General features: G+C 71.4%; 3 protein-coding genes and 1 pseudogene. 1 reads left to right on the plus strand and 3 read right to left on the minus strand.

The genetic code is table 11. The features are described 5' to 3' along the window. Positions 1-20: 20 nt before the first annotated feature. The 3 genes from ABZV06_RS05855 to ABZV06_RS05865 all read right to left on the minus strand — a co-directional run bounded on the left by ABZV06_RS05855 (position 21) and on the right by ABZV06_RS05865 (position 13,249). On the minus strand, positions 21-827 hold the full coding sequence (locus ABZV06_RS05855) for a hypothetical protein (RefSeq protein ID WP_355240668.1): 807 nt from the start codon (positions 825-827) through the stop codon (positions 21-23). 26 nt (positions 828-853) lie between these two features. Then, entirely contained in the window at positions 854-1,168 is a 315-nt protein-coding gene (locus tag ABZV06_RS05860) for a YbaB/EbfC family nucleoid-associated protein (protein ID WP_355240665.1), read from the minus strand. 72 nt (positions 1,169-1,240) lie between these two features. Then, positions 1,241-13,249: a hypothetical protein gene (locus tag ABZV06_RS05865; RefSeq protein WP_355618992.1), complete on the minus strand. Its 12,009-nt coding sequence runs from the start codon at positions 13,247-13,249 to the stop codon at positions 1,241-1,243. Between the two features lie 279 nt (positions 13,250-13,528). Here ABZV06_RS05865 and ABZV06_RS05870 point away from each other — a divergent pair. Continuing rightward, positions 13,529-13,819, plus strand: a pseudogene (locus tag ABZV06_RS05870) (hypothetical protein); the annotation flags it as partial.

Here is a 13,819-nt window from a genome sequence, read left to right on the forward strand (position 1 = left end):
GCCTTCCGCTCACCGACGGGTCAGACCGACCACGCCGGTGCGACGTCGACCGGCCGGAACAGCTCGGCCAACGCGCGGTGCCGACCGATGTCGGTGACCGGGGAAAGCAGGTAGTTGCCGGCCCGGATCGCCGCCAGGAACTCCGGGTCGGGCGCCAGCTCGTGGTGACGCAGGTAGTACGGAACGCTGTCGGTCCATACCCACACCCCATCGGTGCGGTGATCCAACGGAACGACGTTGCCGCGCTCGGGGTCCACCACGTCGATCATCCGCTCGGTCGAGGTGAGCAGCAGCGGAGCATCCTCGAGGTAGCGCAGCACGGCGTCGCGTTCAGTTTCGTCAAGCCGCTCGTGTTCCGGGGCGAACCCCGGGCCAGTGACCGGATCCACCACATCGAAGGCCCGCGCGATCCGCATGCCTTCCCCGGCCTCGGCAGCCCACAGCAGCGCCGCGCCGCGCCGGATCTGCCGCTGATACGGCGATGCCTCCGCGTCGGTCCCCACCAGCTCGACCAGGGTGCCGTTGTCGGATGCCGTGGCCTCTGCAAGGCGGCTGCGGAACTCGGACGGGTCATCGTCGGGCCGGTCCACCTCGATGAGCAGGACCCGAGTCACGTCCGGGCCGGGACCGGTGCGCCACGCCCGCCACAGTGCCACCGCCCCGGGCAGCTCGGCCACCGCCGACCGGGCCGCCTCGTCCACCTCGTCGACCGCCGCCTCGATCAGCGCCGAGGGTGGTCCGGTCAAGTCCACCACCGGTGGGACCTCGATGCCTGCCCGGACCAGCTCCGCCCGGCGGACCGGCTCGAACTCGTACTGCTCTTCCATCAGGTTCTCCTCGATCTCGGCGGGCTCTAGAACCGACCTGTGGAACGAAGCACGTCCTGAAGGCCCGCCATTCGCTCGGTGGCCTGCTCGCGGAGCTGAGCGGCCGCGTCCCGCAACGCCAGCAGGACCGTGTCCTCGACCTCCGCGCGGCCGGCGGCCACGATCTCGTCGTCGATGCGCAGGCTTCTGACCTCGCCCGTCGGGGTCATCGTGACGGCGACCGCGCCCCCTGCGGCGGTGCCGGTGACCTCGAGGACCGCCATCTGGTCCCGTACGGAGGCGATCTGGTGCTGCAGTTCCTGGGCCTGCCGCAGCAGCCCGTCCATGCCGTCTTCCGCCATACTCCGAGGTTGCAGCGGTTCAGGGAGCGTCCCGTAGTCCTCGTGTGAGGGACACCCGACGTCCACCGGCGACTAACAGTCCATGATCCGGTTACCCAGCTCGATCATCCGGGGGTCCTCGATCATCCGGGGGTTGAGGACGTGCAGCGCCATGACGAACTCCATGAGCGCGCCCCGGGACCGCACCCGCACGAAGGCAGCCCGCTTGAAGGCCGCATCGTAAGCAGCGGCGTCGCCCTCCAGGAACTGTGCGACGTCGAGCAGAAGACTACGCACGACCGCCATATCGACGCCCATCGCGGGCAGCGCGGCGAGCAGCGACGGCAGGGTGGCCAACGCGTCTGGGGTGGCGTCCCGGGCGAGGGACGACAGAATGGTGTCCAGCCTGCCCATACTGGGCCGCTGCAGGAACTCGCGCCCTTCGGGCCTCCTTGCCAACGCCCGCAGGGCCGCGTTGTTCGCCCAGTCCAGGGCGGCCCGGTCCAGATCGGCGCCGAACTCATCGAGGGCAGCGCCGACCCGGTCCGGCGCGAAGCGGGCACCGGTGGCCGCGATCCGGACGCGATGGGCCAACTCCGCGCTCGCCTGGTTCACCCGGGAGCGGAGGAAGCCTTCGAGCGCCGTCCGCTCCTCGCCCGCCGGCACCGTCCTGAGCGCTCGGCCCAGCCGGTCCGGGTCGGACGCCCGGACAGCCATCCGTTCGTCGAGGATCGGCTGTCGGGCCTGGTCGACGAGGACCGCCAGCTCCCCTGCGAGCTGATCCCCCGAGTCGGCGGGGTCGGTCAGGCGCCGGGTGTACGCCTCCAGTCCTTCGCGCCGCACGGCCTCCGGCGCTCCGTCCGGAAGGTCGGCCACGAAACGGGTGTATTCGTGGGCGAGGGGAGTCAGCCTCCGCAACACCTGCATCGCGTCGGCGTGGTGTTCGTGACCCGTCGTCACCACCTGGGCCCGCGCGGCGTCGTACGCCAATTCCCGCGCCTGCGGGTCGAGGTCACCGTCCTTGACCTCGGAGACGCGCAGATACATCTCGATCAGCTCGTCCGCACGCGCCCGCCGCTTCTCCTCCCTACGGGCCTCGGTCCTCTGGTCGCGGGCGGGCGTGCGCTCGTCGCCTGTCGGGACTGTCCGGTGCTCGGGGATCGGGTCGACCACCTCGGCGACCGCCTGCCGCCGGGCCTGGGCGGCGAGGGACGCCAGCACCCGTTCGAGGTGATCCGCCGAGTCGGCAGGCCCGCCGATCAGCCGGGCGTACGCCTCCAGTCCGTCGCGCCGCACGGCCTGCGGGGCGCCGGCGGGGAGGTCGGCCAGGAACCGGCTGTACGCGCCGGCAAGGCGGAACTGCCCGTGCAGCGCCTGCACCGCGTCGGCGCCCAGATCGCGATGGGCGGGCACCACGAGGGTCTGCGCGGCGTAGCGGGCGATCATGCGCGCCTGCGGGTCGAGATTTCCGTGCTCGTTCTCGAAGTCGCGCAGTTGCGTCGTGATCAGCTCGTCGGCGCGCGCCCGCAGCTCCTCCGCCTCGCGGATCTCGGTCATCCGCCGGTCGGCGGCGTCGATCAGCACGGCGTGCTGGCGCTCGAAGATCTCGGCGGCGGCGTCGACCCGGGACGCCTCGTACTGGGCGGCGGACCAGGCCTGGCCGGCCAGCCGTCGTACGCCCTGCTCGAACTCCGCGACCACCTGGTCGACGAGCTGCGGGTTCCCGCCGTCCCACCGCGCGCGTACCTCGGCCACGTCCCCGGACCTGCGTCGGAACGCGACGACCCGCTCGTAGAAGGGCTCCTGTTGCCGGAACCGCAGGATCAGATCGTGATAGTCGGCGCGTGCCGACGCCTCCGACACGCTGCTGGCCGGCCGGTCGAAGATCCGCTCCGCCTCGCGGACGAAGTCCCGCTCCATCTCCGCGTGCGGCTCTCCAAGTGGCCCGGCGGTCATCCCCAGCACCCGACGCCGGAAACCATCGGCGAAGTCGGGCGGGGTCAACCGCGCAACGGCGGGGGCCGAGGCCTCCGGTGTCGGTTCGGGGTCGCCCAGGGCGTCACGCACCTCGCCGATCAGCGCGGCACGCAGGCTGGCGGCGAGCGTACGCACCGCCGGACTGATCCGGCCCTCGTCGGCCCAAGCGCCGACGGTACGTTTGAGCTGTTGGGCAAGGTCCGCCACCGGAAGGGTGGAGTGGTGCCCGGGAAGGGCTCCGGCCAGCCGTGCCGCGGCAAGCCCCGCAACCAGACGTTGCCCGAGTTCGGCCAACTGGTCGAGTTCCCAGTCGGCGACATCGGCCTCCCGCCAGCGCGCGTGCTGGTCGGCCACCACGGCGCCGACATCGTCCGTCAGCCTGCTGGTCAGCTCGGTACGCTGCCGGTACTCGGGCAGGCCGTCGAGGATCCGGCTCTGCTCGGCCTCCCAGCGTTTGCGGGCCTGGCCGATGGAAGACGCGGAGCCGCTGCGGCTGTTGTACAGCCGATCGAAGGCTCCGAGAATCAGCTCCCGGGAATGCCGGCCGGGGTTGTTGTCGTCGAGCGTCCGTTCCAGCGCGTCACGGTCGGCGCTCCGCATCCGGTCGCCCGCCGCCCAGTCGTCCAGCCAACGCTTGCTTCCACTGACGGTGGCGTCGTACTCCTGCCGCCAACGCCCCCGGTCGAAGTTCCAGTCACGGGCGAACCTGGCGTCGAGGTCGGACAACACCTGCGCCCGGAACGCCGCCGCGGCGGCCTCTGCAGCGGCGTCCACCTCGGATTCCGCCCCGTGGTCCCGCAGCAGGTCCGACACGCGTTCGTCCAGGGCCGCGCGCTCGGCCGCGAAGCCCACTCCCTCCCGGGCTGGCACCTGGTTGCGGAACGAATCCACGACCGCAGCGTCCGTACTGCGGACGACAAGTCGAACGATCCGTTCGACGAGCGCGTCACGCTCGGCCGGACCGAACCCGGCGGGCAGGTCCTCGATCACGGCGACGTCGAGGTACGGCCGCAGGACCTTGTCCACCGCCTGAGCATCGACAGTCGGCGCGAGATCCCGAGCCCGCTCGGCGATGGTCCGCACGGCGAGCCACGCGTCCAGACGGGGCAGGATCTTGCCGACGCGGTTGGTCCACCACGTCTGCTGGTCCGCTGCGAAGACGGTGTGCGAGGGGTATCGCCGGTCGAAGTCCTCGATGACCGCGTCGACGAACGCGTCGGCGGCGACGGCGGCCTCGTCCGTGGTCAGACCCGACCGCGCCTTCGCCGCGTCGAGTTGCGGTCGTAGCGCGGTCGCGATGCCCGCCCGGGTCTCGGTCCACCTGGAGTACGCGTCGAGCCATGCCGGCGCGTCCTCCAGCCGGGTCGTGAGCCGCGTTGGCCACGCCTCGACGTCGAGGTTCCACCACCGCGCGTGTGCCGTGTCGAATTCACCCAGCACGTCCTCCCGAAGCGCCGCCACGGCAGCGGGGTCACCGGGGATCTGGTCCAGACGTTCCTGGAGCTGAACCCTGCTACTTGCGAGGTCGTCACCGGGCGGCACGGCTACCGGATCGGTGCGCAGCCACTGCCGCGCAGCCTCGCCCACATCGCCGTCGAACCCGACCTCTGCGAGGTCCTTGGTGCTGACGTGCCCGACCAGGTACGCGGCGAAGTCGGCCTGTTCCTGAGGCGTGAGCACGGACGGGAGGTACCGCTTGGACCTGAGCGAAAGGTGCGCGTCCATCGCGTTCCCGATGTGACGGACCAGCCGATCAACCGTCTGGCCCACAGGACCCTGATCCGCCTCGTCGACGCCGTGGGCGGCGGCGGCGGTTTCGCGCAGGCCCTGGACGATCCGGCTGCCGACCTGCCAGATGGCGAGCCAGCCGTTGATCCGGCTGGTCAACACGTCGAGCCTCCGCTGCCACTCACCAGTCTGCTCGTCGGCGAAGCGAGACCCCGGCGGGTAGGTGGCGTCGAACTCGTTCATGGCCGCCTGCCGGAACTCCCCGGCGGCCCGTACCGCGGATACCAGGCGTGACGGCCCGGTAAGGCCAATCGCCAGCGTGGTCGCCACGCCAGGCAGCTTCTCCAGCGCGGTTTCCAGTGCCTTGTCGAGGGCGTTGCCGAAGTCCGTCCTAGCCTCGGCCCGGCGCTCCCGGGACCCGATCCAGTCGTCCTTCGCCGCCAGCCGTTGCTCGAGCTCAACGCTCCAGGCCGCCCGGTCGAAGTTCCAGTCCGCCTCGTTGGCGGCGTCGAAGCGGCGGAGTTGGTCCTCCCGGAACGCCATGCGCGCCTCGTCCGTACCGGGCACCTCGGACTGCAGCCGTTTGTCGAGTTGGATCCACTCGTGCGCGAAATCCGTGGGGTGGTACGAGTTCGCCCACGTTGGGTCGGAGGCCACCAGGTCGCGGTGCACCATCCTCCTCAACTTCTCCGCGGCCCGCGCCGGAATGACCCTGGCAAGCTCGTCGACCAGGCGCTCCTGCTCGTTCCGGCCGAGGGACCGCGCCGGGCTGACCCGGTGGCGGGATCCGAGGTCGAGGTACGGCGTGACGATCTTTTCGATCGCGGCGGCGAACCGGCGCGAGCGCTTGTTCTGCGCGCCGCGGCCGGCCGCGAGCTGATGAGCTCGGTCTGCCAGCAGACGGATGGTCTGCCATGCCTGGGAGCGTGTGATGAGCTGCCGGTACTCCCGTTGCCACGCGTCGTACTGGGTGGCGCCGAACTCCTTCCCGGCAGGAGCGCTGGCGGTGATTTGTCGGAGCACGGCCGTGCGGAACGCGGCGGCGGCAGGCCCGACGACGTCCACAGCGAGTTCTGACTGCAACTCGTCCAGGGCGTACGCCCGGATCATGCGGGAGGTCACCGCGCTCGTCGACGTGGCGATCGCGTAGGTGATGTCGAAGGACGGCGCGAACCTCCAATCCTGCTCGAAACCCGCGTCGGCGGCGGCCAGAATCTCCCTTCGGTGCTCCTCGATCGCGGCGCCGAGGTGCCGGAGTACGACACGCCCCGCCTCGATGCCGAACGGTCCGCTCCCCCAGCGATGCCGGGCAGCCTTCGTACCCTGGTACCGGGCCTGGTTCTTGATCGCGGCCCTCGTCTGGGCGAGCGCGATGTCCAGACGCTCCTCGATCTGGGCCCGCCGGGTGGCGAAATCGTTCCCCGGCCGGGTCGGTACCGGCGTCGTGCGCAACTCCTCGGCGAACGCGTCGCGCTCATCCTGGGTCGCGTCGGCGAGCAGGGAGCGGCCGAGCACCTCCTGTTCGCGCGGACCCATCGAGGCCGGCAACGGGGACGTCGACGACAGGTCGAGGTACGGCCGTAGCGCCTGGCGCACCGCGGCAGCCTGCTCGGCGTTCTCGGCCCTCTCGACGGCCCGGACACCAACCGAGTGAGTGACCAGCCAGGACTCGAACCGCCCGACCATGCCGTCGAGGCGGGCGTGCCACGCTGCGGCTTCCGCTTCGCCGTACCGGCCGTCGACCGGATGAATCCGGTCGAACTCCTGGATGACCGCAGCCGTGAACTGCGTGACGGTTCTCATCGACGGGGGTGGAAGGTCGCGCAGGGCCTCAGCGACACGACGGTGTACGGCGGTCCGGCCCTCGGCCCGGCGGACGTATTCCGCCACGAACTCCCCAGCCCCGGCCAGGTCGTCGTCCACCTTGCTCGCCAGCGCCTTACGGTCGAACGCCAAGCTGTTCTCTGCCAGTGCGTCGAAGCGTTGCCGCACCCGGTCGACGAGGGCCAAACGAGCCTCCGTCACCACCGGGTCCGGCTCGTGGGCCGAAAGGACGCCCTGCAAGCGCTCCTCAACCTGACGGGTCAGCGCCGCACGCTCGGCAGCCAGGCCCGCCCCGGTCCGGGCGGACACGGGATGTTGACGCAGTGAGTCGACGATCTTCTCGCTCAGTGGGGCCACACCCTCGGCACTGGCCACCTCGTCCAGCCGCTTGCCGATGTCACCAGCGAGCCGCACCTGTTCCTGCGCACCCATCGAGGGCGGCAGGGTGGCGTGCCCCGCCGTGGTCAGGTACGGCGCGAGAGTGTCCGTGACCACCTGCTGCAGCCGCTGCCGGACGTGGGCCAGCCGGTCGGCGTCGACCTCGGTGGTCGTGCCCGGCTCCGGGCGCAGGTGCCGGTGCACGAGCTGTTCGATCCGTTGACCGATGAGGTGGGTGGTCACCCACGAGTCGAACGACCCGATCAGTTGGCCGTACTGCGCGTTCCACTGGTGCACCTGGGTGAGGGTGAACGTGGGGGTAGCCGCGAACCTCCGGAACTCGGTGGTCACCGCGTTCGTGAAGGCTTCCCCCGCCGCCGCCAACGCCCCGATGCTGACCGAGTTGCGGCTCAGCGCGGCAAGTGCTTCCGGCACGTCGTGGTCGAGACTGGCGACGAGAAGGTGCTCGGTCTCCTGACGCAACGGCTGTGAATCGATTCGCCTACCGATGTCCCGCACCGTGTCGTCGAACTGGCGCTCCCAGGGACCTCGGTCGAACTTCCAGTTCCGCTGGTGCAATCCGTTCAGCTCTGCGAGCACCTCGGCCCGTACGGCGGCAGCCGAGGCGGCCCGCGAGGCGTCGGTGAGGGCCGGTGTCGGTCGACTCAGCACCTCGGCGATCGACTCGTCGAGCTGCGCGAGGGCCCGCTTCACCTCACCGGCGAAGCCCGCCTCCGCCGACGTCGGCACTCTGCCGGGACCCGAGAGCTTGTCGGCCGTCCACCGCACGGTGTCCGACACCAGCTTGCGGACCGGCTTGCTGATCCCCTCCGCGAGGAGCGTCCGGTTCACATCGGCCGGCACCGCCGGGCGAATCTCACGCAGCAACGCTTGCTGCTCGGCGGAACCGAGGGAGGACGGTAGGTGCGGGATCTCTCGGCGCAACGCCGCGCCGAGTTCCTTGCTGACCACCTCGCCGAGGCGACGCAGCTCCGTGTCGGGAAGTTCGCCGGCATGCGGTGCAAGGAAGTCGTCCGCGACGTCCTTGATCCGGCGTTCCATCATGACGACCGTCAACTGCGTGTCGACCGAATCGCTCAGGCTCTGGTACCGCTTCTGCCATACGCTGGTGAAGTTGTCGCTGTATCGCGCTCCGTGCATCTCGTCGGCGAAGGATCGCCGAATGGCCGCGGCGGCGGCCTCGGGCTCGGCCCGCTCGACGCCCCGCACGCCGATGCGGTCCACCGCGGCGCGCAGATCGCCGTCGAGGCGCCACTGAAGGTCGATTGCCCACGAATCCCGCCGCAGGTCGGCGAGGTGGCTGCCGTACTGGTCCCCCGTGAGATGTTCGTCAGCGAGCCAGGTGGTCCGCTCGGAGTCGATCCGCAGATTGCGGGCGCGAGCGGCCATGAAATCGGCGCGATGCGCGGCGGCCAGGTCGGCGACCACATCGGAACGCAGCGGCGCCCCGGCACGAGATGCTGCGAACCTCTCGATGATGTGGAACTCCTGGGCCGCACTCTTGAGGTTGCCCAGCGAATCCAGTTCGGCTTCCACCCGGCTCGACAAGCCGGCGCGGATCTCGTCCACCTTGCGTGCCCACGCCTCGTGCGCCTGCTCAGGTGGGCGGCCCGGGGTATGGATTTCGTCGAAAGCGCGCCGAACCTCGGCGGAGAGCCGTGTGCCGAGCCGGTTGAGACTCGCGCTGTCGAGCGGGCCTGCCACGTCGTCCAGACGAAGCAGGAGGGTGTCCCGGGTGAAACGCACCGTGTGCGGCTCGGCCAGCACGTCCAGCTCGGTGGCGAGACGGTCGCCGGTCAACTCGTCGAAGCGCGCCCTTGCCTCGGCCGGTGATGCCGCGCCACGCGGCGCGGCGCCGTCGACCTCGTCTCGAGGGCTGCTGGTGTGCAGGCCGTCGTCGAGCCGGGCGATCAGATCGTCCTCAAACCGCGCCAACTGTTGCGGGGTCAGATCAGGTCGTAGCCCGGCAGCCTTCCGCACCTCGGCCCGGGCGGCGGCGGCCTGCTCCAACCGTGCAGACGCGTGATGGGCGGCGGTCAGGCGAGCGGGCAGGCCGACCGAGCCCTCGATGTTCGGGTCGATGCGCAGCAGCGACTCGAAGGCGCCCCGCACCCGCTTCTCGACGGAGGCCAGGTGCTCCGGGGCGAAGACGTCCTCCAGTTGCCGCGCCTCGGCGGACCCGGCGAAGATGGATTCCGGCTTCCACCGCTCCACCCCGAACACGCCGTCCGGCCCGAACGCCTTGTCGAAGGCATGCCGGGTCTGGCTGGACAGCGTGGCGACGATCTCGTCCGCGATGGCGTTGCCACCGGGTCGCATCTCGTCACCGATGGCGTGGCTCTTCGCGATTCCCTTCGTCAGCGCCGAGTTGCCCGTCAGGTACGTGTCGACGCGCAGTTCCGCATCCGTTGCCAGGCTGGTGATTCGGGCGTCGACGGCGGCCGCGAGGTCCGCGTGCGAGCCGCCCTTGGCCAGGTCGTCGATCGCCTTGGCCGCCGTCGGGGAGAAGCGTTCCCAGAACGCGGTGATGTGCTCACCCGTCTGCGCCGGACCGGCCTGCGAGAGCAATGCGGCCCGGTCACGCAGGCCCGCGTCGCGGTGGAACGCCTCCTCGACGGCACGGCGGACCTCGCTGGCCCGCGTCTCCCAGCGCACCTGGGCGTCGAAACGCCCCGACAGCGTGGACCGGAGTTCGTCGTACTCGCGGCTGAAGCCCACTGCGTCGGCGTGCCCGTGCCAACCGTCGCGGCCGCCCAGGTACTTGGTGATGAGCGCCTCGGCGTCCGCCTCGTACGCCCGCAGCAGCTTGTCCACGGCTGCCGACGACGGCAGGTCGACGTTCGGCTCGACCGCCCTGAAGTCGCGGCCGGCCTGCTCCCCCACCAGCCGCCGGGTCTCGGCGAGGTCGAACGCGTCCCCGTACTTCTGGGTGCGGGTCAGCGTGGTCGGGTCGGCGGAACCGTCGACCAATTGCTCGATGGTCTCGTGGGCCCCCGGACGACTGAGCCAGGTGACGCCGGGCCGTTGACCTGCCGGCAGCCGATCCACCAGGTGGTGGATCTCGCTGACCACCGCGTCCGGGACGTGATTTCCGGACGCACCCACCACCACAGGCGTGTCGCCGTTGAGCTCACCGAGCCGGGTACGGAACGCGTCGATGACCGCCACCTCCGGCGGACGTGCCCACACGCCCCACGAGTGCGATTCGAGCGTCCAGCCCTCGCTGAGCCGGTACAGGCCGGGCCGGGCTCCGGGGGTCAGCCCGAACGGCGCGTCCACGGCCGGCACCCCGGAACGCCATTCGACGGCGAGGTGTTGCAGCGTGGCGACGCCGGCGGCGTCCACCGGATGGGCGACGGCGTCACCGGGTGCCGGGCGGCTCCGGAAGGAGACGGGCAACCCGGTGCTCCGCGCGACCCCCACCAGCGCGCTGTCGTCGAGGAACGGCGCGTACAGCACCACGCCGTCCCGGGCCAGTGGACCCAGGCCGGCAAGGTCCACCTCGGGCCGTACACCCGGACCGGCCACGATCCGGAGGCCGTCGGGCAACTCCCCCAGCTCTCTGGTGGCCCGCACGACGGCGCTGTCCGCGACCGCCTGGGCGGCGTCGACGTGGACGACCAGACCGCCGGACGTCGGGGTCACCGCCAGTCCGCGTCCGTTCAACAGTTCGCTGATCTGCCGACGATGCTCGGTCCACGATTCGGGTGCGCGACGCGTGACCGACGCTCCCGGGTCGCCGGCCGCAGACCGGGCCTCGACCCGCAGATCATGGAGAACCTGGACGGGAACCCGAGCGTCGCCGGTGTGCATGATCCCGTCGTACGCCGTCAGCCGCTCGTGGACGTAGGTCGCCTCGAGGCGGTCCAGCATGCTCTTCGGCAGCTTCGCCTGCGACAGCGGATCCAGGCTGGCGAAGTCCCGGATCGCCTGGTCGCGTACAGCCACCAGATCAGGGTGGAGCGCGGACGCAGGCGAGCCGTCGGGCACGGGCCGTTGCTCGGTGAACGGGTCGCCATCGACCCGCTCGGACTCGACAGGTCGACGCCCGGCGGCCGCCTCCGGGGTGAAAGCTCGACGTACCTCGGTCTGCATCCGGACCGTCAGGTCGTCCCACCGGGCCAGGTCCGGCCCTCGGCGGCCGATCCCGCGCACCAGGTCGCCGATCTCGGTGTGGTACTTCTCGCGAATCACCTGGAGGGCTCGGCTGACGTCGCCGGCGGAGCCACCGCGGAAGGCGAGGTCGGCCCTGGCCTCCGCGATGTCGTCGACCACGCGTTGGAATTCGTGGTACGCGAAGCCGTCGACCCGTAGCTGCTCGCGCATGCCCTGGAATCGGGCTGCCCAGACCTGCTCGGTGGCCTGGAATCGGGCGCTGCCGGGCCCGTGGCCCGCCTCGTAGACCGGCCGCCAGACGCGCTCGAACTCGTTGTCGACGGCGTTACGGAACGACGCCCGCCACTCGGCCGCCTCCTTCTCGGGCAACGACTCCAGGGAGCGCAGCCGGGGCGCCCCCGCCACCTTGGTCAGACCGGCGATGTCGCGCGTGGCCCGCACCTCGGCGTTGAACGCCGCATCCGCGTCCGGTCGGAAGCGTTGGACGGTCGACGCACTGTCGACAGCCGCTTCCCACCGCTTATTGATGTGCGCGACCGCGTCGTCGAGCGACCGCGCCGGATTCTGGCCCGGCCGGTACTCGACGCGCTGCTCTCGCTGCACGTAGGCCGTCGCATAGCGCTCCTCGGCGAACTGTTTACCGAGGCCCTTGCCGAGACTGGTGAACTCCTTGTCGCGGGCGGCGGCCCAGTTCCGTGCCTCGGTCTCGACCTGCCGCATGACCTGGGCCGCGTCGTCAGCCGCACGCGTCAACTGCGGGTCGCTCCGCTCGCCGGCCGCGGCCCGGGCATCCCGGGCCGCGGTCACACTCGCGTCCGCGTCGAACTTCGTCCGCGCCTGGTCGAGGGTCGTCGGCCGGTCACTCGCGACGTCGTACCGCCCACCGCGCGCCTGTTCGGTCCGGTGGTCCCGAATGGCGTTGCGGAAGTCGTCCATCGCCTGCGTGAACTCTGCGCGGTTGGTGCTGCCCAGGCGATTGACCAGGGGTTCGAACCTGGACGGGGGAAGGCCGGCCCGCCGGACGATGTCAGCCGCCACCGTCTTGACGGCTCCGGCCATCTCACCCTGGATCGTCGCCGAGAAGTCCCTGCCGATCATCGTCCGGATCGCGGGGAGTTCCTTGGCCACACCGGCCTCGCTCGCGAAGTACGCGGCGAAGCGCTCCAGGGTCTGCAGGTTCTGGCCAGCCATCCGACCGGCGTGCGGCCCGAACTGCGCGGCCATACCCTCGCGGACCGACGACATGAACTGCGTGCGCGCTTCGGCCATCGACGCGACCCGTCGCGACGCCGCCGCCTCCTTCGGATCGGGAATCCGCTCGGCCCGCTCGGCCTTGGCGGAGACCAGCTCGGTATGACGGTCGGACAGGTTGCGGGCGACCGTGTCCAACTCCCCGCGCGCCGGGCGGGCACCACCCGCGTCGGACCGGATCTCGGACCGATCGATCGGAGCGCTGCGGACCGGTTCGCCGCCGGTCGGGCGACCGGCCTCCGGTGACCGCGGCGCAACCGCCGGCGTACCCGACCTCGCGCCCGAGGCCGCAGGCGCGCCATCCGTCACCCGCGAGACACCGCCCGCCGTGGACGGCGTGGGTACCTCGCGAGCACCCACACCGGCAGCGGAGAACGATTCGGAACCCACCGCCCGCGCGGTGGTGACGGACGGCTTGGGCACCGGCGCCGAGACCGCCGGCAGCTTGCCCGGCAGGGACGGATCGGCACGCGGCACCTTGAGCGCGTCGGCCGCCGAGACGGTGATCGCGGTGGGCGGCTCACTGTGCCCCACGGCCGCCCGTGGCAGCGTGGGGGGTGCGCCGACCGAGTGCGGGCTGACGCCGACACTCGGCCCGGCGACCACCGCGTCGCGCGGCGGTGAAACCACCACCTCGTCAGACCCACCCAGGGTACGACTGCCGGAGAACGGCGCCTCCCCGCTGGCCGTACGCGGTGGATCGCCGACCCGGCCCGTTCCCGGCCTGGCCGTCGCGGCAGCCTCTCGTGCTGGACCGCCGGTCGGCTGAGCCCCGTGCGGCGAGGTGGCCACATCCGGAGGAGCCATCCGCGCACCAGCCGAGCCAGTGGTCGGCGGCCCATCCAGGACGCCTCGAGGGCCTGCCGGGCCGACCTGGTCTCCGACCGGAGGCATCCGTGTGCTCGACGAAACCTCCGGAGCACCCGCCCGGAAACTACCGGGGCTGGCCGTCGCGGGCGTGTCCACACCAGCCCGAGCAGCACCCGGCCCCACTGCCGAGGGGCCGTCCACACCAACCCGGGGAACGCCCGGCCCTACGGTCGGAGGCCCGTCGACACCGACCCGGGTGCCCGACCCGACCGCCGGGTGCCCGTCCGCACCAACCCGGGGAACGCCCGGCCCGCCCGACGGGTGCACGTCCCCAGCAAGCCGGGAAGCGCCCTGCCCGACCGTCGGAGGCCCATCCACGCCGACCCGGGGAACGCCCGGCCCGCCCGACGGGTGCACGTCCCCAGCAAGCCGGGAAGCGCCCTGCCCGACCGTCGGAGGCCCATCCACGCCAACCCGGGGAACGCCCGGCCCGCCCGACGGGTGCACGTCCCCAGCAAGCCGGGAAGCGCCCTGCCCGACCGTCGGAGGCCCATCCACGCCAACCCG

It is taken from the genome of Micromonospora sp. NPDC005172, assembly GCF_040608555.1.
In the GTDB taxonomy this organism is placed as follows: domain Bacteria; phylum Actinomycetota; class Actinomycetes; order Mycobacteriales; family Micromonosporaceae; genus Micromonospora.